We start from the raw sequence: 22,446 nt of genomic DNA, 5'->3' as shown, positions 1-22,446 counted from the left end.
GTTCGAAGCCGCATCCTTCAACTTACGACTGAACCTCAATCGCCGCGATATTCGACCTTGAATTCCGCAGCCTTGTCTTCGCCGAGCGCTTTTACGAGCCAGGGCATTTGTTCCTTCAGCTCTTTGGCGAGCGTATAAGGCGGGTTCAGAATGAACATGCCGCTGCCGAACAGCCCGAAGCCGTCTGCCGGCGGGTTGCTCACGGTCAGGCTCACGTGCAGCCAGTTACGCGCCTGCAGTTTCTTCAACTGCTCAGGAAAACGTTGCGATTCCGGGCGTCGCACCTGCGGATACCAGACTGCATAAGTGCCGGTCGGAAAGCGCTTCAGACTTTCTTCGACACAGCGAAACGTGCGCATGTAATCGCGCTTGTCTTCATAGGACGGATCGAGCAGCACCAGCGCGCGGCGCGGCGCCGGCGGCAGCAACTTGATAATGCCGTCGAAGCCGTCGCCCGCGAACAGCATGGCGCGACGGCCCGCGTCGCGGAAATTGTGGCGCAATACGTCGATTTCGGTGGTGTGCAGCTCGAACAGACGCATGCGGTCCTGTTCGCGCAGTTGCCGCCACGCGATGTACGGCGAGCCCGGGTAAAAGCGCAACTGGCCGTCGGGATTCAACGCGCTGACTTCTTCGATGTAATCGGCGAAGATCGGCGGCAGATCGTTGCGTTCCCACAGTTTGGCAATGCCGGTCTGGAACTCGCCGGTCTTGATCGCGAAGCCTTCCCTCAGCGAATAAACGCCGGCGCCCGCATGCGTGTCGATATACCAGTAGGCTTTGTCCTTCTGGCCGAGGTAGCGCAAGAGCTGCAACACGACGGCGTGTTTCAGAACGTCGGCGTGATTGCCTGCATGAAAGGCGTGGCGGTAGCTGAGCATGATGAGGAGACGCTGAAAGAGAGCATGCCGGTCCGGACGGATGCGGCGGTGCGGTGCAGGACGGCCGCGCGACGGACAAACATCGCCGATGCGCAGCGCGGTCGCGTATTGTACGCGACGCCGCGTTGCGCTTTGCGGGAAGTTCCGCCGGAAGGTGCGCCTTGCGGGCCGCCACCTCCGTTTCGCGTCACTCCACGGCGTTGCCGCGTCGAACCATGCTACGCGCTCCGACGCAAATCCGGTCAGTCGTATGGATCAGTCGTACGCGTCGCCGATGATGTCTTCGATCCGCTTCTTGATCTCCGGCGTAATGCGTTGCGCGACCTCGATCGACTTCATGTTCTCGCCGATCTGTTCGACTCGCGACGCGCCGGTAATCACCGTGCTGACGTTCGGGTTCTTCAGGATCCAGCCGATTGCCAGTTGGCCGATCGTGCAGCCCAATTCGTCCGCCACTTCGCCGAGCCTGCCGACCGTGTTGTTCCTGCCCGCATCAGTGACCATGTTGCGCAGCCAGTCGTAGCCCTGCAACTGCGCGCGGCTGTCAGCGGGCACGCCGTTGCGATATTTGCCGGTGAGCAGGCCGGACGCCAGCGGACTCCACGTGGTCAGCCCGAGGCCGAGGTCCTCATAAAGCCGTTTGTACTCTTCCTCGACGCGCTTGCGATTGAACAGGTTGTATTGCGGCTGTTCCATCACCGGCTTGTGCAGATGATGCCGCTCGGCGATCTCATACGCGGCGCGGATCTCGTCGGCGCTCCATTCGGAGGTGCCCCAGTACAGCGCCTTGCCGCGCGTGATCATGTCGCTCATCGCCCAGACCGTTTCTTCGATCGGCGTATTCGGATCGGGACGATGGCAGAACGCCAGGTCGACGTAATCGAGTTGCAGCCGTTTGAGCGAAGCGTCGATTGCGTTCAGCAGGTATTTGCGGTTCAGCGTGTGGTACTGGTTCGGCGCTTCATTGAGACCCCAGAAGAATTTCGTCGACACCACATAGCTCACGCGCGGCCACGCCAGTTCCTTCAGAGCCTGACCCATGATTTCTTCGGATTTGCCGCCTGCGTAGGCCTCGGCGTTGTCGAAGAAATTGACGCCGGCGTCGCGCGCGGCGGCGAGCGATTCACGCGCCGCGTGAGTGTCCACCTGGCTGCCGTAGGTGACCCACGAGCCGATGGACAGTTCGCTGACTTGCAGGCCGGAGCGGCCCAGACGTCGATAATTCATGCATGCCTCCTTGTTGTTGATGTCACCGGAATTTCACCGAAAACGTCCAGTTTAATGAGATATCGCGCGATGTGCGTTTTACCTCTGGAGTTCACAGGGTTCATGCACAATAGCAGCCTTGGCCGCAATGCAGCATTCGGCGGATGGCCTATGCCGTCTGGCTGACTTCACGCCGCTTGCGGTTCCGTGGTCTCATTGCTTATCAACTGCATGGAGGTTCTGAATGTCGTCTACGAACACGAATCTGAATGGCAAGGTCGCCGTGGTCACCGGCGCGGCAAGCGGCATCGGCAAGCAGATCGCGCTGACTCTTTCCGCAGCCGGCGCAGCGGTCGCCATCGCCGACCTGAACCAGGACGGCGCGAACGCTGTTGCCGAGGAAATCACGAAAGGCGGCGGTAAGGCAATCGGTGTGGCCATGGACGTGACGAACGAAGATGCCGTCAATCAGGGCATCGACAAAGTCGTGGCCGAACTCGGCTCGGTCGACATTCTCATTTCCAACGCCGGCATCCAGATCGTCAATCCGATCGAAAACTATTCGTTTTCCGACTGGAAGAAAATGCAGGCCATTCACGTGGACGGCGCGTTCCTGACCACGAAAGCCGCGCTCAAGCATATGTACAAGGACGATCGCGGCGGCATCGTGATCTACATGGGTTCGGTCCATTCGCATGAAGCGTCGCCGCTGAAGTCCGCGTACGTGACGGCGAAACACGCGTTGCTCGGCCTGTCGCGCGTGCTGGCGAAAGAAGGCGCGAAGCACAACGTGCGCTCGCATGTGGTGTGTCCGGGTTTCGTGCGCACGCCGCTCGTCGACAAGCAGATCCCCGAGCAGGCTAAAGAACTCGGCATCAGCGAAGAAGACGTGATCAAGCGCGTGATGCTGGGCGGCACGGTCGACGGCATTTTCACCACGGTGGAAGACGTCGCGCAGACGGTGCTGTTCCTGTCCACCTTCCCGACGGCGGCGCTGACCGGCCAGTCCTTTATTGTGAGCCACGGCTGGTACATGCAATAAGGGGGCACCCATGGCGCAACGCAATCTCAAGCGGGCGCGCGTGGGCGCGCCCGGCGACGGGGAGGGCGAGGGCGCAGGACCGGCCACCGCCTCACGCCCGGGGCGGCACCTTCATTTGCCCAACTACGAAACCGTCGCGCTGATGCTGCAAGGCGGTGGCGCATTGGGCGCCTATCAGGCTGGCGTCTTTCAGGGCCTTTACGAGGCCGGCATCGAGCCGAACTGGCTGGCGGGCATTTCGATCGGCGCATTGAATACGGCGATCATTGCCGGTAATCCACCGGAAAAGCGCGTCGAGCGGCTGCTGCAATTCTGGGAGACGATCTGCCAGCCCGCGTTCGGGCCGCCGTTGCCGGCTTTCATCGAGCATGCGCTGTTCAACTCCAGCGAAGCCGTGCGCAAAGCGTTCACGGCAACCCAGGCAATGGGCGCGATCATCGAAGGGCAGAAGGGCTTTTTCGTGCCGCGCTTCCCGCCGCCGTTGCCCACGGTGTCCGGGCCGCCGCAAATGGCCAGTTATTACGACACCACGCCGCTGAAGGCCACGCTCGAAGCGTTGTGCGATTTCGACCGGATCAACTCGAAGGAAATGCGCGTGTCGGTGGGCGCGGTCAATTGCGGCACGGGCAACTTTGCGTACTTCGACAACACGCACACGACGCTGAGGCCCGAGCATTTCATGGCGTCGGGCGCGTTGCCGCCGGGCTTCGCGGCGGTTGAGATCGACGGCCAGTATTACTGGGACGGCGGTTTGATGTCGAATACGCCGCTCTACGAGGTGATTCAATCCACGCCGCGTCGCGACACGCTCGCATTTCAGGTCGATTTGTGGAGCGCGATCGGACCGGTGCCGGACAACATCACCGACGTCCAGGGGCGCATGAAGGACATCCAGTATTCGAGCCGTACACGCCTCGTGACCGATATGCTGCAGCGGTCGCAACGTTTCAGGCACGTGCTGCGCGAGGTGCTGGAGCGGGTGCCCGCCGAAGGGCGTGAAGATCCTTGGTGCAAGCTGGCCGAAGACCTCGCGTGCTCGAAGCGCTACAACGTGATTCACCTCATCTACCGGCACAAGGAGTACGAGGGGCACTACAAGGACTTCCAGTTCGGCTTGTCGACCATGCGCGAACATTGGCAAAGCGGGCTGGAGGATATTCGCCACTCGCTTGCGCATCCTGACTGGCTCGACATGCCCGATAACGACGCAGGTTTTGTCACGCACGACATTCATCGCGATTCGCGTTGAAGTCGGGCTAACTAAAATCGTCCGCGAAGTTTAGTTAACGAAAAACGGCGCCCTTTCGTCAGACAGGGCGCCGTTTCTACAGGCATTTTCAGCAGAGCAGGCAACTACCTCCCGCTCTCGCTCAAACAAACAATTACTTCAGCACGTGGGCAATCGCGTTAGCCACCACGTCGAGGTTGCGCGTGTTCAGCGCAGCCACGCAGATACGGCCCGTGCCCACCGCGTAAATGCCGAACTCTTCACGCAGACGATCCACTTGCGGAGCCGTCAGACCCGAGTACGAGAACATACCGCGTTGTGCATTCACGAAGCTGAAGTCGCGATCCACGCCGCTTGCCTTCAGGCGCTCGACCAAGCCGTTACGCATTGCGCGGATACGATCGCGCATTTCGCCCAGTTCCGCTTCCCACGTCGCGCGCAGTTCCGGCGAAGCCAGCACCGCTGCGACCACCGAGCCGCCATGCGTCGGCGGGTTCGAGTAGTTCGTGCGGATCACGCGCTTCAGTTGCGACAGCACGCGGGCCGATTCTTCCTTGCTCGCAGTGATGATCGACAGCGCGCCGATCCGTTCGCCGTACAGCGAGAACGACTTCGAGAACGACGACGACACGAACACGTTCAGTTCCGATGCAGCGAACAGGCGAACTGCTGCAGCGTCCGATTCGATGTTGTCGCCGAAACCCTGATACGCGATGTCGAGGAACGGCACCAGATTGCGCGCCTTCACGACTTCGACGATCTGCTTCCATTGGTCGACGGAGAGGTCGACGCCAGTCGGGTTATGGCAGCAGGCGTGCAGCACGACAACCGTGCCCGCCGCGTAGCCGTTCAGCGCGGCCAGCATGCCTTCGAAGTTCACGCCATGCGTCTTCGCGTCGTAGTACGGGTACGACACGACTTCGAAACCTGCACTTTCGAACAGCGCGCGGTGGTTTTCCCAGCTCGGGTCGCTGATTGCGACCTTGCCATTCGGGTTCAGACGCTTCAGGAAGTCTGCGCCGATCTTCAGCGCGCCCGTGCCGCCCAGAGCCTGTGCCGTCACGACGCGGCCTGCTGCGAGCAGCGGCGAGTCGTTGCCGAGCAGCAGCGTTTGCACGGCTGCATCGTAAGCGGCGATGCCTTCGATCGGCAGGTAACCGCGCGGCAGCGCAGCTTCGACGCGAGCCTTTTCAGCATCGCGGACAGCGCGCAGCAGCGGAATCTTGCCTTCTTCGTTGAAGTACACGCCAACGCCCAAGTTGACCTTGGTGGGACGTGCATCGGCGTTGAAGGCTTCGTTCAGGCCCAGAATCGGGTCGCGGGGAGCAAGTTCGACGGCGGAGAACAGAGACATGATGGGTGGCAGCAGTAGTGGGAAGAGGGCAAAGAAGGCGGCATCGAGCGCGAGCGGCCCAGCCTGACGGGTATGACGCAAAACGCAGGTCAGGTGACGGACGGCGGCGAGCGAGCGCAACTTCGCATTGTAACGAATCCGCGCGCATTTTTCGGACGACTCGGTTCGCAGAAGGGAATTATTTGCTTGAAAAACAGGCACTCTGGCGTCATGTGGCTTGAGCGGATCGGCGTGGAAAATGCCCGGCGAAGGCCGTCGCGTGCGTTCCGCCATGCAAATAACGTTCAGAATGCAAGCGCCGCGAACCCGTGAGCAAAAGAAACGGACTGTTCATGCAAAGGGCCAGAGCGTGTGGTTTGCGCCGGCCGGCAGTCACCCCGCGCAAAGGTCAGGAAAGCTGCAAATTCTGGCCCAATCCGCGTTTCCCGCAACCCGTTAGAATGATTCTTTGCCCAAGGCCCGCGCCGTCCCCATGTCCGAACAACATCTGACTGAAGCCGAAGACACGCTCGACGAATCCAAATTCGCGACGTTCGAAGGCTCGCCGTTCCAGTTGTACCAGCCGTACCCGCCCGCCGGCGACCAGCCCACGGCAATCGCCACGCTCGTCGAAGGCGTCGAGGACGGTCTCGCGTTCCAGACGCTGCTCGGCGTAACCGGCTCGGGCAAGACCTTCACGATGGCCAACACGATCGCGCGTCTCGGCCGTCCGGCTATCGTGTTCGCGCCGAACAAGACGCTCGCCGCGCAGCTTTATTCGGAGTTCCGCGAGTTCTTTCCGCGCAACGCGGTCGAGTACTTCGTGTCGTACTACGACTACTACCAGCCGGAAGCATATGTCCCGCAGCGCGACCTGTTCATCGAAAAGGACTCGTCGATCAACGAGCATATCGAGCAGATGCGGCTGTCGGCCACCAAGAGCCTGATGGAGCGGCGCGACGTGGTGATCGTCGCGACCGTGTCGGCGATTTACGGTATCGGCAACCCGTCCGAATACCATCAGATGATTCTGACGCTGCGCACCGGCGACAAGCTCGGCCAGCGCGACATCATCGCGCGGCTGATCGCGATGCAATACAACCGCAACGAAGCCGACTTCCAGCGCGGCTCGTTCCGCGTGCGCGGCGACACGATCGACATTTTTCCGGCCGAGCATGCCGAAATGGCGGTGCGCGTCGAGTTGTTCGACGACGAAGTCGAGACGCTGCAACTGTTCGATCCGCTTACGGGCCGCGTGCGGCAGAAGATTCCGCGTTTCACGGTCTATCCGTCGTCGCACTATGTGACGCCGCGCGACACCGTGGTGCGCGCGGTCGAAACGATCAAGAACGAACTGCGCGAGCGGCTCGAATTCTTTTATAGCGACGGAAAACTTGTCGAAGCGCAGCGGCTCGAACAGCGCACGCGCTTCGATCTGGAAATGCTTCAGGAGTTGGGCTTCTGCAAGGGCATCGAAAACTATTCGCGGCACTTTTCTGGCGCGGCTCCGGGCGAGCCGCCGCCGACGCTGGTCGACTACCTGCCGTCGGACGCGATCATGATGCTCGATGAATCGCACGTGCTGATCGGCCAGTTGAACGGCATGTACAACGGCGACCGCGCGCGTAAAGAGAACCTTGTCGACTACGGCTTCCGCCTGCCGTCCGCGCTCGACAACCGGCCGCTGAAGTTCAACGAGTTTGAGCGGAAGATGCGCCAGATCGTGTTCGTCTCCGCCACGCCCGCCGATTACGAAAAGAAAACCGCCGGGCAGGTGGCCGAACAGCTGGTGCGGCCAACCGGTCTCGTCGACCCGGAAATCGAGGTGCGCCCCGCGCGCAGTCAGGTCGACGACGTGCTCGGCGAGATCAACGAGCGCGTCAAGGTCGGCGACCGCGTGCTGGTCACCGTGCTGACCAAGCGCATGGCCGAGCAGCTAACCGAATTTCTCGCCGACCACGGCGTGAAGGTGCGCTATCTGCATAGTGACATCGACACGGTGGAGCGGGTCGAGATCATCCGCGATCTGCGGCTGGGCACGTTCGACGTGCTGGTCGGGATCAACCTGCTGCGTGAAGGGCTGGATATTCCGGAAGTGTCACTGGTCGCGATTCTCGACGCGGACAAGGAAGGCTTCCTGCGCGCCGAGCGCTCGCTGATCCAGACCATCGGCCGGGCGGCGCGCAACGTGAACGGCAAGGCGATTCTGTACGGCGACAAGATCACGGATTCGATGCGCCGGGCCATCGACGAAACCGAGCGGCGGCGCACCAAACAGATCGCGTTCAATGTTGCGAACGGCATTACGCCGCGTGGGGTGGTCAAGCGGATTCGCGACATTATCGACGGTGTGTACAACGTCGACGACGCGCGTGCCGAACTCAAGGAGCAGCAGACCCGCGCGAAATTCGAGGACATGTCCGAGAAGCAACTCGCGAAGGAACTGAAGCGCCTCGAAAAGCAGATGATGGAGCACGCCAAGAATCTGGAATTCGAAAAAGCAGCCCAGACTCGCGACCAGTTGGCGTTGCTGCGCCAGCGCGTGTTTGGCGCGAATGTCGGCGATCACGTTTCCGGCGTCTGACACACCATCTGATATTTCCTTCTCCCAAGGGCGTGGCGATCTGCCGCGCCCTTGTCAATTCCAGCTGGTACCCAGCGTGGCCGCATCGGCCGGCACCAGCAAGCCGTTCCACACGCGCTTCCTTAAAACAACCTTAAGACCCTTTTGCGACAAGGCTTTGCGAGTTTCGCAATTTGTTCTCCCCAAGGATCGGTGATAAACTCCGCCAATATTGAGAATGGTTCGCATTAACGTTTCATGTATGCGGTTTGCGGACGGTCGATCGCCCGATTAAGGACGGTGGGACCCTGCGCACAGGCATGCGCACCAACTGTTCCAATGGGTTTGATCCAGTCTGATAAAAAAACAAGGAGTTTCAATGCGAATTTCTTCATTTGTGCGTGGTAGCGCCGCTGCGGTCGCCGCAGTGGCGACCTTGTCGGCTTCGGCGGCGGAATACCCGATCGCCAAGCAGCAGATTCACGGCGGCATGGAAATCGGCGTGGTCTATCTGCAGCCGATCACGATGGAGCCGGAAGGCATGATGCGCAAGGCATCGGATTCGGACGTTCACCTCGAAACCGATATTCACGCGGTCAAGAACAACCCGACCGGTTTCGCCGAAGGCGACTGGATGCCGTATCTGCAAGTGCATTACGAACTGAACAAGGTTGGCTCGAAGAACGTGCAGAAGGGCGACCTGATGCCGATGGTCGCCAACGACGGCCCGCACTACGGCGACAACGTCAAGCTGGAAGGCCCGGGCAAGTATCACCTGAAGATGATCGTCGAACCGCCGATGCAGATGGGCCACATGGCTTTCGGCCGTCACGTCGACAAGGAAACCGGCGTGGGTCCGTGGTTCAAGCCGATCACGCTCGAATACGATTTCACCTTCGCCGGCATCGGCAAGAAGGGCGGGTACTGATCGTCGCATTGCCGTGCTTCGCCGCGTGAGTTCACTGCGAGGCGTCGGCAAATAAGTGATTGAGTCAATGCAGCAGGCGGCGCGCGGGTGGTCATCTTCGTCGCGCCGCGTTTTCCGGAAGGGCTAATGAGAATCAACCGAAAGATCGCGATGTTTGCCGCCACGGCTTTGCTGGCGGGCGCAGCTCACGCAGCGGACCTGCCGACCTTCAAGCTGGAAATGAACGACGGCAAACTGAACCCGGCCCGCATCGAAGTGCCGGCGGGGCAGCGGATCAAGATCGAAGTGCGCAACACCGGCAAGGGCGCGGCCGAATTCGAAAGCGTCCAGTTGCGTAAAGAAAAGGTGTTGGCGCCGGGCGCGGATTCGTTCGTCGTGATTGCTCCTCTGGAGCCGGGCGAATACAAGTTTTTCGACGATTTTCACCAGCAGGCGCAGGGCGTGATCGTCGCGAAGTAATGGCCTGAATGCGAGCGCCGGCCCGGGAGTGGCGGCGCGTTCGCACAGGCAGTAGAAGGATCGAAGGGAGAGCTTGGAATGGGTCAGATTCTGTTCGTCGTGTGGCGGGAAAGTGTCGAGGCGTTGCTGGTCGTCGGCATCCTGTATGCGTGGTTGAAAAATGGCGACGACGATGCGCGCCGCGGTTTGCCGTACCTGTGGGGCGGTGTCGCGGCCGGGCTGATCGCGGCCGTGGCGCTGGGCGCTGCGCTGGTCGGCTTCACGGAAGTGCTGTCCGGCGACGCGCAGGATTATTTCCAGACCGCGATGGTGCTGGTCGCTTGCGTACTGATCGTGCAGATGGTGCTGTGGATGAAGCAGCATGGCCGCACCCTCAAGCGCGACATGGAACAGTCGCTGCAAAAGAGCAAGCGCGATTCGAACTGGTGGGGCGTCGCGTTGCTGGTCGCTCTGGCGATCGCGCGCGAGGGCAGCGAAACGGTGATCTTCCTGTACGGCCTCGGTTTCGGCCAGTCGGGTCACGTGGACGGCAGCCAGATGCTCGCCGTCGTGCTCGGCCTGGGCCTCGCGTTCCTGACCTTCTACGTGCTGCAACTGGGCGGCAAGATTTTCTCGTGGCGCCTGTTTTTCCGCGTCACCGAATTCATGCTGCTGTTCCTCGGCGCGGGCCTGTTCCAGACCGGCGTCGACAAGCTGATCGACAAGGAAATCCTGCCGACCATCATCGACCAGGTATGGAATTCGTCGGCGCTGCTCGACGACTCCAGCACCTTCGGCTCGCTGGTTTCCACGCTGACAGGTTATCGCGCGCATCCCGCGCTGATGAACCTGATTGCTTACGCGGTCTACTGGGCGGTCGTCTATCTGCTGGTGCGCCGTGCCAACCGTAAGAACAGCAAGCCGGCGCAGCAGGCGGCAGGGCGCGCAGCATGAGCACAGTGATGACCCGTCCGGGCCGCCTCGCGGCGGCAGGGCAGTGGATGCAGCGTCACGGCGCCGTGATCCGCGGCATTCAATGGGTCGTGGTGGCGGTGTACGCGTTCCTGATCATCGTCCCGGCGGTGATGCCGCTGCCGGCCGATACCGCGCATCTCTGGAACAACCTGACGCTCGCCGCGCAGTTCGTGTTCTGGGGCATCTGGTGGCCGTTCGTGCTGCTGTCGATGGTGATGCTCGGTCGAGTGTGGTGCGGCGTGCTGTGTCCAGAGGGTGCGCTCGCCGAGTTCGCCAGCAAATTCGGCCGCGGCTGGGCGATTCCGCGCTGGATGCGCTGGGGCGGCTGGCCGTTCGTCGCGTTCGGTATCACGACGATCTACGGTCAGATGGTGAGCGTCTACCAGTATCCGAAAGCGGTGTTGTTGGTGCTGGGCGGATCGACCTTCGCGGCGATCATCATCGGTTTGCTGTACGGGCGAGAGAAACGCGTCTGGTGCAAATATCTCTGCCCCGTCAACGGGGTTTTTTCGCTTCTGGCGCGGCTCGCGCCGTTCCACTACAAGGTCGATGAAGACGCTTGGCGCCGCTCGTACAAGAACGGTGAGCATGGGCATCGCGTGATCCCGATCAACTGCGCGCCGCTGGTGCCGTTGCGCAATATGAAGGGCGCGTCGGACTGCCATATGTGCGGCCGTTGCAGCGGTCACCGCGACGCAGTGGCGCTGACGTGGCGCAAGCCGTCGTCGGAAGTGGTGCAACTCGGCGACAAGCAGGCGAATCCGTGGGACACCGCGCTGATTCTGTACGGCCTGCTCGGCATCGCGATCGGCGCGTTCCACTGGACCGCTTCGCGCTGGTTCGTCGACCTGAAGATGTTCTTCGCCAACTGGCTGGTCGATCACAACATCCTGTGGCCACTCGATACCAACGCGCCGTGGTTCCTGTTCACGCATTACCCCGAACAGAACGACGTGTTTTCGTGGCTCGACGGCTCGATGGTGATCGGCTACATCCTCGCGACCGCGCTGGTGTACGGCACGACGCTGCTGGTGCTGCTGATGGGCGCGACGCGCATGCTCGGTCGCTTTAACGCCGTGCGTCTGCATCATCTGACGCAGGCGTTGATTCCGATTGCCGGTACTGGCGTGTTTCTCGGCTTGTCGGCGACGACGTTGTCGTTGCTGCGCGCCGAGCATGTATCGCTGTGGTGGGCGTCGGACATGCGCATTGCAATTCTCGCGATTGCGAACCTGTGGAGTGCGTGGCTCGCGTGGCTGGTCACACGTCGCTACAGCGAACGATTCGTTCAACGCGGTCTCGCGATGGTGTGGTTCCTCGCAGCGTTGGCGGTGGTCGATAGCGCGTGGTGGTTGATGTTCTGGGGCTGGTCGGGGAAGTAAGCCTTTAAGCCTTGCATGAACTGGCGCGCCGCATAAAAAAAGCCGTGGAGATGATTTCATCCCACGGCTTTTCGTTTTCTGCATTGAGCATTGCACGGCATGTCGTGCAATCGCGTCGGTGAGGACCGAAAAAAGCGGCCTGGCTTGCTGCGACGGCTGGCTTGGTGTCTGCACGAAGGGGTCTAGTTCTCACGTGCAAGCCGTCGTGGCTGGCTACTGCCTAACACCTCTCTGGGAGGTGGTCCCCACAATACCCGGTACTGACTGCAATTCGTTACTTCGTCAGGATCAGCTTGCCTAAGCGCGTAGCACGCAGCTGGTAGGTTTCGCCGTTATGCAAGATGCTGATGTGGCTGTGGCCTTGCAGCAGTGCGTCGCTGCGCACCGACCGCTCCGAGGTCTCCGCCGAACCGCTCGCACGGTCCGCTGCAGGCTTCGCCGCGGAGGTGCTCGCCGTCGAAGCTTTCGGACGGCTGGTCAGCGCGGCTGCCGGACGGCGCAGGCTGAGGGTAGAGGTTCGGTTGAGATCGGTCATTCGTTTTAGGTGTTCGTCGATTCGATGGATTAATTCTAAATGATAACTATTCCCATTTACAAGAAAGAGAAATTGATCGGTTTTGAGTTTCGATAGTTAGATGAATTCGAGGAGGGGCTGAGCGAGGCCGGTCGTGTCAAAGGGCCTCGTCATCGGCGGATATGCAGTTCAGCGGACCCGCACGCGGCGGCGCGGGCAGGGCGCCCGCGCGATGTTCACATACAGCGGCGATTGACGGCTTTTAATGCAGCGAGCCCGGCTCCTGCTTCGTCTGCACGTATTGACGGATCAGCCGCACGGTATCGATATCGTTCTCCCGATACGCCGACTTCACGATTTCCTGCGTCTGTACGGCGTCCTGATCGGTCGAGACAGGCAGGGTGGTCGCGTATTCGAAGCGCAGGAACAGTTGCAACTCGTCCGGCTGCTCGATGGTCATGGTCAGCGAGCCGCCCACATGGTCGGCAGTCGGCAGGATGTCGTAGCGCACGCTGCGGCCGTCTTCCAGCGTGACGCGGTCGCGTACGGTGGCTTTGCCGTAATGCAGTTCGCGCTCGAGCACATTGCCTTCGCGCGAAACGATCGTGCAGCTATCGAGCCCGAGCACGAACAGCTGGGGTTGCTCGGCGCGCAGCACGAGACCCTCCCACAACTGGTCGCGGGTCATCGAGTCGACAAAGGGATTCAACGGATCGTTGATCTGGATAAGGTGTTCGAAATTCAAGACGACAGCTTCCTATGAAAGCGTTGCGATACGTGCGGCCCGCTCACTCGTGGCCGCTTCTTCAAATCGCCGCGCGTCAGGCGACGGCGAGGCCCGAACGGATCGTGATGGAATGCGTGAGGATCTTGTGAACTGGGCATGCATTGGCAATTTGCAAGAGCCGTTCCCGCTGCTCGTCCGACAGATCGCCTTCGAGCACGATCCTGCGGTCGATGGTCGAGCCTTCGGCGCCGGTTTCGATCGACAGCGTCACGCGAACGTCGGCGAGCGGCCATTGCTTGCGCTGGGCGTACATCTTCAGTGTGATCGACGTGCACGCGCCGAGGCTCGACAGCAACAGCGTGACGGGGGTCGGGCCGCGATCGCCGCCGCCGAGCGACTCGGGTTCGTCGGCAAGCCACGTGTGCTTGCCGTCGTCAAATAAGACCTGGAAATTCGTCGAACCGATGTGGGCGGTGACGGTGGACTCTGCCATGCGCGCTCCTGAACAGGACGGAAAGTCGCCGCGCGCCCAGGTTCATTGCAATGAAACGGCGCGGCGCGCGGCCTGAGCCGCTATTGTGAACGAAATTACCGGGGATAGCGGCCTGGGGTCATCCGCGTGATGGAGCGCGTCGCGGTTCGGCGCGGAAGGGCGTAGCGTGCGTTTTACGGCCTTGCGTGATCACTGCGCACTGGCCGCTGGCATCGACCGGGCAAGCCGGGAACCCTCAGCGGGCGGCGAAGCAGCAGCGGCAGTGATGCACGCCTACAGCAACCTCACGTGCCTTGTTGCCACCTCTCGCCACCGCCGCTCGAATTGCGCGAACGCTCAATGCGTAATCTCGCCCATGCGTCCGGCCTGGTAATCGATCACCGCCTGGCGGATTTCGTCTTCGGTGTTCATCACGAACGGGCCGTACCGCACGACAGGTTCTTTCAGCGGCACGCCGCCGAGCAGCAGCACCTCGAGCGGCTCTGCGCCCGCCGTCAGCGTGACGGAGTCGCCATCGTTGTGGAACACCACCATCTTCTGTGCGTCGATTTCCTGCCGCGCTTCGCTTTCGCCATAAAAGCCCTTGCCCGACAGCCCATAAGCGAACACGCGATAGTCAGCGGGCACCGGCTGCGTGATCGTTGCTCCGGGTTGCAGCGAGAAATGCTGATACAGGATCGGCGTGCGTGTTTCGATCGCGGCCTTCACGCCGAGCGCCTCGCCGGCGATCACCTTGACGCGCACCTTGCCATCCGTGGAAGTCGCGACCGGAATGCTCGACGACGGCATTTCCTGATAACGCGGCGCGATCATCTTGTCGCGACGCGGCAGATTCACCCACAGTTGCAGACCGTGCACGCGGCCGCCGGTGCGCACGAACGACGGGTCGGGCATTTCGCTATGCACGACGCCCGCGCCGGCGGTCATCCACTGCACGTCGCCCGCATGCAGAGTGCCGGAATGGCCCGCCGAGTCCTTGTGGCCGAACTGGCCTTCGAGCACATATGTCACGGTTTCGAAACCGCGATGCGGATGATCGGGCGCGCCCTTGGCTTCGCCTGGCGCGTAGTCGATCGGACCCATTTCGTCGAGCAGCAGGAACGGATCGAAATCCATCAGCAAGCGGGTCGGAAACGGGCGGTGGACGATAAAGCCGCCGCCTTCGGTCGTGCGGACGGCGGGAAACGTGCGTTCGATCGTGCGTGCCGAGCTCATTAAAGTCACCTTGAAAAATGGGGAATAGCGTTATTTTTGAAACATGGAGCTATTATAGGGACCGTTTTTCGAGGTGCCAGCCGCCGTCACGCAATGGATTGTTCTATTACTGGAACGATGAGATGAAGATCGATTCACACAACCTGAATGACCTGATGTACTTCTCGCAGGTCGTCGAGCATGGCGGGTTTTCGGCCGCAGAACGCGTACTGGGCATCTCGAAGTCGCGGCTATCGCGCCGTCTGACGGAGCTGGAAGCATCGTTGGGCGTGCGCTTGCTGCAGCGTTCCACGCGCAAGCTGGCGCTGACCGAGGCCGGCCAGCTGTTTTATCAGCACTGTCAGGCGATGCTGAGCGAGGCGCAGGCGGCGGTCAACGTGGTGCAGCAACTGCGTTCGTCGCCGCGCGGCACCGTGCGCGTGAGCGTGCCCGTCACGATCTCGCAAACCATTCTGTCGACGATCCTGCCCGAATTCATGCACCGCTATCCCGAAGTGAAAGTGGTGATGCGGGTGACGAATCGCGTGGTCGATCTGTTCGAGGATTCGATCGACGTCGCGCTGCGCGTGCGTTCCGATCCGCCTGAAAACGCGAACATCGTCGTGCGGCCGCTGTGGCGCACGCAGCAGATGCTGGTCGGTGCGCCGAGCCTGCTGCAGCAGAATGCACCGCCGTTGCTGCCCGCCGATCTGAACCGCTTCGAAACGCTGGATGTGCCGACCGGCGACGGACGCCACGTGTACAACCTGATTTCGCCCGACGGCACACGTCACGCGCACGAACACGATCCGCGTCTCGTGACTGCCGATCTGATGACGATCCGTGAAGCCGTGCTGTCGGGCGTCGGTATCGCGGCCTTGCCGGAGATGATGTATGGCTCCGCATTGCGCGCGGGGCAGTTGTCGCCGGTGATGCCGGGATGGACTTTTCCGACGCCGCAGTTGTACGCGGTATTCGTGTCGCGGCAGGGGATGGTGCCGGCGGTGCGCGCGTTCGTCGACTATCTGGTCGAAATGCTCGATCCCGACGATGGAAAACACATCATGGACGAGTGCCCGGTGCGCGAAGCCAAAGCCGCCGCACAAGCGTCGATGGCGACGGCGATCTAGCCGCTGTTACGCATCGCAGCATCGTTTTTAGCATTTAAGCGCGGCCTGTCATGAGTACTTTCAATGACCGTTTTCTTGAATGCGCGCGTTCACGGGCCTATATTGAAATCCCTTCGCTAAGGAGTCTCTTATGCGAAAACTCATGGCCGCTATGATAGTCGGCCTGATAGGGCTGACCGCGCTGTCCGTGTCGATCACGGCCGTCGCATGCGATGATTCTAGTAGCCCTCATACTTCGACCGAGGGCAAATGATCCCGCCGCCCGAAGGCGCCGAGTGCGCACAAAAAAAGGCCTTCATCTGACGATGAAGGCCTTTTACTTTTAGCCCTTGAAACAAGGGCTTTTCTTATTTTTTGGCAGGCTGCGTGACGAAGCCGATCTTGGTGAGACCGCCAGCTTGGGCCGCCGACATCACCTGCGCCACTTTCTCGTACGGGACCTTGCGATCTGCGTCGAGATGCAATTCCGGTTGCGGCTCCGCTTGCGCGGCCGCTGCAATCTTTGCGTTCAGCGTCGCGTCGTCGACCTTCTGATCGTCCCACATGACGTTGCCGTCCGCGTCGATCGCGATCGTGACCTGCGCGGGCTTCGTATCTTCCTTCTGACTGCTTGCATGCGGCAGATCGATCTTGACCGCGTGACGGATCACCGGAATCGTCACCATGAAAACAATCAGGAGAACCAGCATGACGTCGACGAGCGGCGTCATGTTGATTTCGTTCATCAGGCCGTCGTCATCGTCGCCGGCGAAGGGGCTCATTGCCATCGGAAAAAGCCTCGTCGATTAGTTGGCGCGGGTCGCGAGACGCAGGCCGTCTGAGGCGGCCGCGCCGGTACCGCGTTTGGACGACGACAGGCGTGCGCCGGTCACGAAGAATGCATGCAGACCGTGTGCGAAGCGGCTCAGCTTGGCGACGACAGCCTTGTTGGCACGCGTCAGTGCGTTGTAACCGAGCACGGCCGGAATGGCGACGAACAGACCGAACGCCGTCATGATCAGCGCTTCGCCGACCGGGCCTGCGACCTGGTCGATCGACGACTGGCCGCTTGCGCCGATAGCCAGCAGCGCGTGATAAATACCCCACACCGTACCGAACAGACCGACGAACGGCGCCGTGCTGCCGATCGACGCGAGAATCGCGAGGCCGCTCTGCATGCGCGACACGCTTTCATCCATCGTGTCTTTCAGGCAGCGCGTGACCCAGTCCGACACGTCCATGCGGTCATGCAGATGCGGCTGCGTCTGGTGATGGTGATCGGCCGCTTCCTGGCCCGACAAGGCGAGCGCGAGGAACGGGTTGTCGTGCGGCGTCGACGAACCGGCGCCGAGCTTCTTGATGCCGTCGGCGAGATCGTCCGAATGCCAGAACGCCTGTTCGGCATTCTTCGTGAGACGCTTCAGGCGCATCACGTTCCACGCTTTAATGACGATGACGCTCCACGACATCACCGACATGATCAACAGGGCGAGCGCGATACCGCGCGTCACGAAATCCCCTTGCGCCCACACGTGCGCCAGTCCGTAGTTTTGCATTGCAATTCCTTATTTTTAAAATCTGCTTCAGTTCGGTTTCAATCGTCGAGACTGAAGGCGAAAGGCTGGTTGTACGCGGCCCGAATCGGCTGGCCGTTTTCAAGATAGGGTTTGCAGGCGCTTGAACGCACGGCGGCGAGCGCTGCGTCATCGAGACGGCTGAAGCCGCTGCTCTTTTTGAGCTCGATGTCTTCGAGTTTGCCGGTCAGGCCGACCACGAATCTCACATAGGCAGTGCCGGTTTCACCGCGACGCCTCGAGAGCGCGGGGTAATCCGGTTTGCCGATATTGCATTCCAGGTGCGACACGTTTTTCGGCGCGCTGATTTCCATCGTCTGACGACCGATGGCCGGCGCGGCCGCAGCAGGCGGCGTGGCCGGAGCGGCGGGCGCGGGCGGCGTCGGGTCTGGCGCAGCAACGGGCGTGGGCGACGGCGCGGCAGCCTCGTGCAATGGCGTGGGCGTCGGTTTGGGTGTCGGAGTCGGCTTCGGCTGAACCTTCGGCTTCGTATGAACCGGCGGCGTCGGCTTGGGCGGCGGCGGCGCGATCGATTGCATCGCGACGGGCGCAGCGACAGGCGCGGGCGGAAGCAATTGCGCGGTCATCACGTGCGATTCGAGCGCGACCTGCACCGGCTCATTGCGCAAGGTCAGGATCACGGCGAGCAACGCGACGTGAACGCCCACCACAATGGCGGTCGCGGTCAGCGCGCGATAATTCGTTCGGACGGACGAAGCCGGCGGAGCGCCGGCGGAAGCGGTATGCGAGGCCTGCATTTCAGTGGGGCAGTGCGCTGTCGAAGCAGCGCGTCCAACGAGACATCGTCATGTTCGGAAGATCAGCAGCGAAATGAACAAAGTAGTCACGAAACCAATCAGCAATTCCATCTCAAACTCCTTTTAACGGGTGAGCGGGGTAGCTGGCTGGTACGGGTACTGGCTTGCTGACGGCAGTGGGATAAAACGTAACAGCGAACGAAGCGGGACTTCAAGGAAGCGACCGGCACTTCAGGGCGCGGTTCACACCGCGCCGAAGTAGTGTTTCAGGCGGCCTTGCGTTCGTAAAACGTCAGCGGTACGGCATTCGTCTGATGATACTCCACGCCGCAGCGGCTTGCGCACACGCCACTTTGCATCATCACGTCGCGCACAGATTCCGCGCACTTGCCACAGCAGGAAGCGACACCCAATTCGAACTGAAGCTCGTCGAACGAATCGATGCCGTCCGCGATCGACGAGCGGATCGTTCGGTCAGAAACAGATTTGCAGACACAGACAATCATGGCAGGGCGTCATAGCTAACGTTAATGCGAATTATTATCATTCTGTTGGAGCCGTTTGGCAAGCGTCGTGCATGATTTTTTGTAACAAAACCAGACTCTTAGAAGGGTTTCGTCTACACAGCGGCTTCTGGCGGGGGATGCGCGCCTATGAACAGGCGCTTAGAAAACACGCAAAAACGCGTCGAGAAGGTGTTCTGACGATAGATACAGCGCTGTTTATGCGGCTTGGGAATCCGGCGCCGACGTACGGCGCGACGGGATCAGCACCGTCTCGACATCTGTCTCTATATTGAGAAGAGTGGCGGCCAGTTGCTGTTGATGACTGCCGTCGCCAGTCGAATAAAAACGGGGCAGAACAGGAGCCGCGTTTTCCGGCGCGGCGCGCAGGCCATGTTGATCGAGCACACGTTCCAGTTGGCGGGCAATCGCCACGCTGGTGTCGATCAGTGTGAGCCTGTCGCCCACGATTTCGCGGATCGCCGCATCGAGAAACGGATAGTGCGTGCAGCCGAGCACGAGCGTGTCGGCGCCCGCGTCGAGCATCGGCTGAAGGTAGCTGCGCAGCAGCGCGCGCAATTCCGCCGAGCCGATATCGCAGCGCTCCACCGCCTGGACAAGCCCGTGGCCGGGTTGGCATAGGAAGCGGCAATCGGCGGCGTAACGTTCGAGCAGCCCCTGGAAACGGGCGCTGCGTAATGTCACCTGGGTGGCCAGCACGCCAGCAACGCGGCTTTTCGATTGCAGCGCGGCAGGTTTGATGCCGGGTTCGACGCCCACCAACGGAATGGTCAGCTTTTCGCGAACTTCGGCGATCGACTGGGCGGTCGCCGTGTTACAGGCCACCACTAGCGCCTTCGCTCCTTGCTTGACCAGCCATTCGCCGATCGCGAGCGTGCGGTCGGTGATGAAGTCGTCGTCGCGTTCGCCGTACGGAGCGTAGAGCGAGTCGGCTACGTACAGCAGCGCTTCGTCGGGCAATTGCGCGCGGACCGCTCGCAATACCGACAAACCGCCCAGACCCGAATCGAAAATGCCGACCGGCGCGCGCGAAGCGGCATCCGGCGTGAGCGTCCTGACAGCAGGAGACGGCGATTGTTCAGGCATAGGCGGCGAGGGCGCGTATCACGCGCGGTCGAAGGAAATTGGGGTAAGCGGGATGCGCAAGTATATCGCCCGCACCTCGCGCGTCATGGCGCACGCGAAAAAAATGCCATGGCGGATGCCATGGCATTTGAGCGGTTCTCATGAGTCGAGCAATGAACTGGCCCACGACTCGACTCATAAGCGGCGCGATGTGCTTCAGCGCCGGGTCGATCAGGATTCGACCGAACCCATCGCGCTTTGCTGGTAGTTCTGAATGCCGATCTTGTCGATCAGGTCGATTTGCGTTTCCAGCCAGTCGATATGCTCTTCGGTGTCGTCGAGAATCTTGACGAAGATTTCGCGCGAGATGAAATCGCGAACCGATTCGCAATACACGATGGCTTCTTTACACGTGCTTTGCGAAATCTGTTCGAGCTTCAGGTCGCATTCCAGAATCTCTTTGGTTTCTTCGCCGATCAGCAGCTTATGCAGGTCTTGCAGATTAGGCAGACCATCGAGCATGAAAATACGTTCGATAAGCCAGTCGGCATGTTTCATTTCGCCGATCGATTCGTCGTATTCATGCTTGCCCAGTTTTTCCAGACCCCAGTGACGATACATGCGCGCATGCAGGAAGTACTGGTTAATGGCGGTCAGTTCGTTTTTCAACTGCGAGTTGAGATATTCGATGACCTTTTTATCGCCTTGCATGATGTGTCCTGTGGAGGGTTTATATAGCGGTTTCAATTTCCCAGAACAATAAACGCCGAAGGCCAAAAAGCCAAGGCAAAAATGCAGTTTCACGCTTGATTTTCAAGGTTTTTTGCGTGATGCGTATTGTTCTCATTTCACCATAAAAAAACCGGGGCGCGTGGCCCCGGTTTCTGTTTTTCAGTTCATCTGATTATCGGTCGAATTACAATCAGACTGTCGCGACTGGAATCTTTCCAATTTTTGCCTGCCATTCTTTCGGGCCGGTTTGATGCACCGAAGTGCCGGTCGAATCGACGGCAACTGTTACCGGCATATCCTGGACGTCGAACTCGTAAATGGCTTCCATGCCGAGGTCTTCGAATGCGAGGACCTTGGCGCTGCGAATCGCCTTCGATACGAGATACGCCGCGCCGCCCACTGCCATCAGATAAGCCGCCTTGTGTTTCTTGATGGCTTCAATGGCAACCGGGCCGCGTTCCGCTTTACCGATCATCGAGATGAGACCGGTTTGCGACAGCATGGTCTCGGTGAACTTGTCCATGCGCGTGGCGGTGGTCGGGCCTGCAGGGCCAACCGCTTCGTCACGAACCGGGTCGACCGGGCCGACGTAGTAAATCACGCGGTTCGTGAAGTCGACCGGCAGCTTTTCGCCCTTGGCGAGCATGTCGGCGATACGCTTGTGCGCGGCGTCGCGGCCCGTCAACATTTTGCCCGACAGCAGCAGCGTTTGACCCGGCGTCCACGAAGCAACCTGTTCCGGCGTCAGCGTGTTCAGATCGACGCGCTGGCTCTTTTCGGTGTCCGGTTCCCACTGCACTTTCGGCCATGCGTCGAGCGACGGTGCTTCGAGTTTCGCGACGCCCGAGCCGTCCAGCGTGAAGTGCGCATGACGTGTGGCCGCGCAGTTCGGGATGATCGCGATCGGCTTGGACGCGGCGTGCGTCGGCGCGGCCATGATCTTCACGTCGAGCACGGTGGCGAGACCACCGAGACCCTGTGCGCCAATACCGAGCGCATTGACCTTCTCGTGCAGTTCGACGCGCAGTTCTTCGATCCAGTCCTTCGGGCCGCGAGCGATCACGTCCTGAATGTCGATCGGGTCCATCAGCGATTCCTTGGCCATCACCATCGCTTTCTCGGCAGTGCCGCCGATGCCGATGCCGAGCATGCCCGGCGGGCACCAGCCGGCGCCCATGGTCGGCACGGTCTTCAGAATCCAGTCGACGATCGAATCCGACGGATTCAGCATCGCGAACTTCGACTTGTTTTCCGAGCCGCCGCCCTTCGCCGCAACCTGCACGTCGACGGTGTTACCCGGCACGATCTCGTAGTGGATCACGGCCGGCGTGTTGTCCTTCGTGTTCTTGCGCGCGCCTTCGGGCGGGCTCACGATCGACGCGCGCAGCACGTTGTCCGGGTTCAGGTAACCGCGGCGCACGCCTTCGTTGATCATGTCGGTGACGCCCATCGTCGCACCGTCCCAACGCACGTCCATGCCGACCTTCACGAACACCGTGACGATGCCGGTGTCCTGGCAGATCGGGCGCTTGCCTTCGGCGCACATGCGGCTGTTGGTGAGAATCTGGGCGATGGCGTCCTTCGCGGCCGGGCTCTGTTCGAGTTCGTACGCGCGGCCGAGTGCCTGGATGTAATCGAGCGGGTGGTAATAGCTGATGTACTGAAGCGAATCAGCAATGCTCTGAATCAGATCTTCCTGTTTGATGACGGTCATAGCTAGGCTCAGTGGGGACAGCGGCGCTTCTGTTCCGATCGCAGTGCAATGCGGCCGGTTGCGCGC

At 60.8% G+C, this 22,446-nt stretch carries 22 protein-coding genes; 8 read left to right on the top strand and 14 right to left on the bottom strand.

The window, feature by feature from the left end:
- Positions 1 to 35 precede the first annotated feature (35 nt).
- Positions 36 to 881, bottom strand: a complete 846-nt coding sequence (locus ABH945_RS09135; protein WP_429250341.1) for a 23S rRNA (adenine(2030)-N(6))-methyltransferase RlmJ — start codon at positions 879 to 881, stop codon at positions 36 to 38.
- 255 nt (positions 882 to 1,136) lie between these two features.
- Positions 1,137 to 2,108 (bottom strand): potassium channel beta subunit family protein, encoded by a 972-nt coding sequence (locus ABH945_RS09130; protein WP_429250340.1) that lies wholly within the window; start codon positions 2,106 to 2,108, stop codon positions 1,137 to 1,139.
- A gap of 223 nt (positions 2,109 to 2,331) precedes the next feature.
- Here ABH945_RS09130 and ABH945_RS09125 point away from each other — a divergent pair, with 223 nt between their 5' ends.
- Complete coding sequence (locus ABH945_RS09125; RefSeq protein ID WP_074763572.1) at positions 2,332 to 3,129, top strand: 3-hydroxybutyrate dehydrogenase; 798 nt, start codon at positions 2,332 to 2,334, stop codon at positions 3,127 to 3,129.
- Between the two features lie 10 nt (positions 3,130 to 3,139).
- A complete protein-coding gene (locus tag ABH945_RS09120; RefSeq protein ID WP_429250339.1) occupies positions 3,140 to 4,378 on the top strand; it encodes a DUF3734 domain-containing protein in 1,239 nt (412 codons plus the stop codon).
- A 133-nt stretch (positions 4,379 to 4,511) separates the two neighbouring features.
- Here the strand turns inward: ABH945_RS09120 and ABH945_RS09115 are convergent, their stop codons facing one another.
- Positions 4,512 to 5,711: an amino acid aminotransferase gene (locus ABH945_RS09115; protein WP_074766330.1), complete on the bottom strand. Its 1,200-nt coding sequence runs from the start codon at positions 5,709 to 5,711 to the stop codon at positions 4,512 to 4,514.
- 472 nt (positions 5,712 to 6,183) lie between these two features.
- Here ABH945_RS09115 and uvrB point away from each other — a divergent pair, with 472 nt between their 5' ends.
- The 5 genes from uvrB to ABH945_RS09090 all read left to right on the top strand — a co-directional run bounded on the left by uvrB (position 6,184) and on the right by ABH945_RS09090 (position 11,976).
- Complete coding sequence (gene uvrB / locus ABH945_RS09110; RefSeq protein ID WP_074763574.1) at positions 6,184 to 8,274, top strand: excinuclease ABC subunit UvrB; 2,091 nt, start codon at positions 6,184 to 6,186, stop codon at positions 8,272 to 8,274.
- 358 nt (positions 8,275 to 8,632) lie between these two features.
- Positions 8,633 to 9,181: an iron transporter gene (locus tag ABH945_RS09105; RefSeq protein WP_074763575.1), complete on the top strand. Its 549-nt coding sequence runs from the start codon at positions 8,633 to 8,635 to the stop codon at positions 9,179 to 9,181.
- Positions 9,182 to 9,307: 126 nt separating this feature from the next.
- Complete coding sequence (locus ABH945_RS09100) at positions 9,308 to 9,640, top strand: cupredoxin domain-containing protein (RefSeq protein WP_074766332.1); 333 nt, start codon at positions 9,308 to 9,310, stop codon at positions 9,638 to 9,640.
- Between the two features lie 78 nt (positions 9,641 to 9,718).
- Complete coding sequence (locus ABH945_RS09095) at positions 9,719 to 10,573, top strand: FTR1 family iron permease (RefSeq protein ID WP_074763576.1); 855 nt, start codon at positions 9,719 to 9,721, stop codon at positions 10,571 to 10,573.
- Complete coding sequence (locus ABH945_RS09090; protein ID WP_429250338.1) at positions 10,570 to 11,976, top strand: 4Fe-4S binding protein; 1,407 nt, start codon at positions 10,570 to 10,572, stop codon at positions 11,974 to 11,976. Before ABH945_RS09095 ends, ABH945_RS09090 begins: the two co-directional genes overlap by 4 nt.
- A 274-nt stretch (positions 11,977 to 12,250) precedes the next feature.
- Here ABH945_RS09090 and hemP read toward each other — a convergent pair whose 3' ends face one another.
- The 4 genes from hemP to ABH945_RS09070 all read right to left on the bottom strand — a co-directional run bounded on the left by hemP (position 12,251) and on the right by ABH945_RS09070 (position 14,925).
- The gene (hemP, locus tag ABH945_RS09085; protein ID WP_074763578.1) at positions 12,251 to 12,511 is read right to left on the bottom strand and encodes a hemin uptake protein HemP; all 261 of its coding nucleotides are present in this window, start codon (positions 12,509 to 12,511) and stop codon (positions 12,251 to 12,253) included.
- Between the two features lie 241 nt (positions 12,512 to 12,752).
- Positions 12,753 to 13,235, bottom strand: coding sequence for an SRPBCC family protein (locus ABH945_RS09080; RefSeq protein ID WP_074763579.1), 483 nt, complete (start codon positions 13,233 to 13,235; stop codon positions 12,753 to 12,755).
- A 76-nt stretch (positions 13,236 to 13,311) separates the two neighbouring features.
- Positions 13,312 to 13,710: an OsmC family protein gene (locus ABH945_RS09075; protein ID WP_429250337.1), complete on the bottom strand. Its 399-nt coding sequence runs from the start codon at positions 13,708 to 13,710 to the stop codon at positions 13,312 to 13,314.
- A gap of 336 nt (positions 13,711 to 14,046) precedes the next feature.
- Positions 14,047 to 14,925: a pirin family protein gene (locus ABH945_RS09070; protein WP_429250336.1), complete on the bottom strand. Its 879-nt coding sequence runs from the start codon at positions 14,923 to 14,925 to the stop codon at positions 14,047 to 14,049.
- A gap of 122 nt (positions 14,926 to 15,047) precedes the next feature.
- Here ABH945_RS09070 and ABH945_RS09065 point away from each other — a divergent pair, with 122 nt between their 5' ends.
- Positions 15,048 to 16,034 carry a LysR family transcriptional regulator gene (locus ABH945_RS09065; protein WP_074763582.1) on the top strand — a complete coding sequence of 329 codons (987 nt, stop codon included), beginning with the start codon at positions 15,048 to 15,050 and terminating at the stop codon, positions 16,032 to 16,034.
- Between the two features lie 347 nt (positions 16,035 to 16,381).
- Here the strand turns inward: ABH945_RS09065 and ABH945_RS09060 are convergent, their stop codons facing one another.
- From ABH945_RS09060 to ABH945_RS09030, 7 genes are all read right to left on the bottom strand, one after another.
- Entirely contained in the window at positions 16,382 to 16,801 is a 420-nt protein-coding gene (locus ABH945_RS09060; RefSeq protein WP_074763583.1) for an ExbD/TolR family protein, read from the bottom strand.
- An 18-nt stretch (positions 16,802 to 16,819) separates the two neighbouring features.
- Entirely contained in the window at positions 16,820 to 17,569 is a 750-nt protein-coding gene (locus ABH945_RS09055; protein ID WP_074763584.1) for a MotA/TolQ/ExbB proton channel family protein, read from the bottom strand.
- 38 nt (positions 17,570 to 17,607) lie between these two features.
- On the bottom strand, positions 17,608 to 18,345 hold the full coding sequence (locus ABH945_RS09050; RefSeq protein WP_429250335.1) for an energy transducer TonB: 738 nt from the start codon (positions 18,343 to 18,345) through the stop codon (positions 17,608 to 17,610).
- Between the two features lie 266 nt (positions 18,346 to 18,611).
- Complete coding sequence (locus ABH945_RS09045; RefSeq protein ID WP_074763586.1) at positions 18,612 to 18,851, bottom strand: (2Fe-2S)-binding protein; 240 nt, start codon at positions 18,849 to 18,851, stop codon at positions 18,612 to 18,614.
- 216 nt (positions 18,852 to 19,067) lie between these two features.
- Positions 19,068 to 19,955 (bottom strand): glutamate racemase, encoded by an 888-nt coding sequence (gene murI, locus ABH945_RS09040; RefSeq protein ID WP_429250334.1) that lies wholly within the window; start codon positions 19,953 to 19,955, stop codon positions 19,068 to 19,070.
- Between the two features lie 210 nt (positions 19,956 to 20,165).
- On the bottom strand, positions 20,166 to 20,645 hold the full coding sequence (gene bfr, locus ABH945_RS09035; RefSeq protein ID WP_074763588.1) for a bacterioferritin: 480 nt from the start codon (positions 20,643 to 20,645) through the stop codon (positions 20,166 to 20,168).
- Between the two features lie 211 nt (positions 20,646 to 20,856).
- Positions 20,857 to 22,380 carry a fumarate hydratase gene (locus ABH945_RS09030; protein WP_074763589.1) on the bottom strand — a complete coding sequence of 508 codons (1,524 nt, stop codon included), beginning with the start codon at positions 22,378 to 22,380 and terminating at the stop codon, positions 20,857 to 20,859.
- Positions 22,381 to 22,446 lie beyond the last annotated feature (66 nt).

The sequence above is a fragment of the Paraburkholderia sp. GAS333 genome (assembly GCF_050435665.1).
GTDB classification, from domain to species: Bacteria; Pseudomonadota; Gammaproteobacteria; order Burkholderiales; family Burkholderiaceae; genus Paraburkholderia; species Paraburkholderia fungorum_A.
The sequence above is the reverse complement of the archived record's forward strand: the minus strand, read 5'-3'. Positions and strand labels throughout refer to the sequence as shown.

What these genes read in the sequence shown, in the direction of transcription:
- ABH945_RS09135 (WP_429250341.1), bottom strand. Translation starts at nt 881, where the DNA reads ATGCTCAGCTACCGCCACGCCTTTCATGCAGGCAATCACGCCGACGTT.
- ABH945_RS09130 (WP_429250340.1), bottom strand. Translation starts at nt 2,108, where the DNA reads ATGAATTATCGACGTCTGGGCCGCTCCGGCCTGCAAGTCAGCGAACTG.
- ABH945_RS09125 (WP_074763572.1), top strand. Translation starts at nt 2,332, where the DNA reads ATGTCGTCTACGAACACGAATCTGAATGGCAAGGTCGCCGTGGTCACC.
- ABH945_RS09120 (WP_429250339.1), top strand. Translation starts at nt 3,140, where the DNA reads ATGGCGCAACGCAATCTCAAGCGGGCGCGCGTGGGCGCGCCCGGCGAC.
- ABH945_RS09115 (WP_074766330.1), bottom strand. Translation starts at nt 5,711, where the DNA reads ATGTCTCTGTTCTCCGCCGTCGAACTTGCTCCCCGCGACCCGATTCTG.
- uvrB (WP_074763574.1), top strand. Translation starts at nt 6,184, where the DNA reads ATGTCCGAACAACATCTGACTGAAGCCGAAGACACGCTCGACGAATCC.
- ABH945_RS09105 (WP_074763575.1), top strand. Translation starts at nt 8,633, where the DNA reads ATGCGAATTTCTTCATTTGTGCGTGGTAGCGCCGCTGCGGTCGCCGCA.
- ABH945_RS09100 (WP_074766332.1), top strand. Translation starts at nt 9,308, where the DNA reads ATGAGAATCAACCGAAAGATCGCGATGTTTGCCGCCACGGCTTTGCTG.
- ABH945_RS09095 (WP_074763576.1), top strand. Translation starts at nt 9,719, where the DNA reads ATGGGTCAGATTCTGTTCGTCGTGTGGCGGGAAAGTGTCGAGGCGTTG.
- ABH945_RS09090 (WP_429250338.1), top strand. Translation starts at nt 10,570, where the DNA reads ATGAGCACAGTGATGACCCGTCCGGGCCGCCTCGCGGCGGCAGGGCAG.
- hemP (WP_074763578.1), bottom strand. Translation starts at nt 12,511, where the DNA reads ATGACCGATCTCAACCGAACCTCTACCCTCAGCCTGCGCCGTCCGGCA.
- ABH945_RS09075 (WP_429250337.1), bottom strand. Translation starts at nt 13,710, where the DNA reads ATGGCAGAGTCCACCGTCACCGCCCACATCGGTTCGACGAATTTCCAG.
- ABH945_RS09070 (WP_429250336.1), bottom strand. Translation starts at nt 14,925, where the DNA reads ATGAGCTCGGCACGCACGATCGAACGCACGTTTCCCGCCGTCCGCACG.
- ABH945_RS09065 (WP_074763582.1), top strand. Translation starts at nt 15,048, where the DNA reads ATGAAGATCGATTCACACAACCTGAATGACCTGATGTACTTCTCGCAG.
- ABH945_RS09060 (WP_074763583.1), bottom strand. Translation starts at nt 16,801, where the DNA reads ATGGCAATGAGCCCCTTCGCCGGCGACGATGACGACGGCCTGATGAAC.
- ABH945_RS09055 (WP_074763584.1), bottom strand. Translation starts at nt 17,569, where the DNA reads ATGCAAAACTACGGACTGGCGCACGTGTGGGCGCAAGGGGATTTCGTG.
- ABH945_RS09050 (WP_429250335.1), bottom strand. Translation starts at nt 18,345, where the DNA reads ATGCAGGCCTCGCATACCGCTTCCGCCGGCGCTCCGCCGGCTTCGTCC.
- ABH945_RS09045 (WP_074763586.1), bottom strand. Translation starts at nt 18,851, where the DNA reads ATGATTGTCTGTGTCTGCAAATCTGTTTCTGACCGAACGATCCGCTCG.
- murI (WP_429250334.1), bottom strand. Translation starts at nt 19,955, where the DNA reads ATGCCTGAACAATCGCCGTCTCCTGCTGTCAGGACGCTCACGCCGGAT.
- bfr (WP_074763588.1), bottom strand. Translation starts at nt 20,645, where the DNA reads ATGCAAGGCGATAAAAAGGTCATCGAATATCTCAACTCGCAGTTGAAA.
- ABH945_RS09030 (WP_074763589.1), bottom strand. Translation starts at nt 22,380, where the DNA reads ATGACCGTCATCAAACAGGAAGATCTGATTCAGAGCATTGCTGATTCG.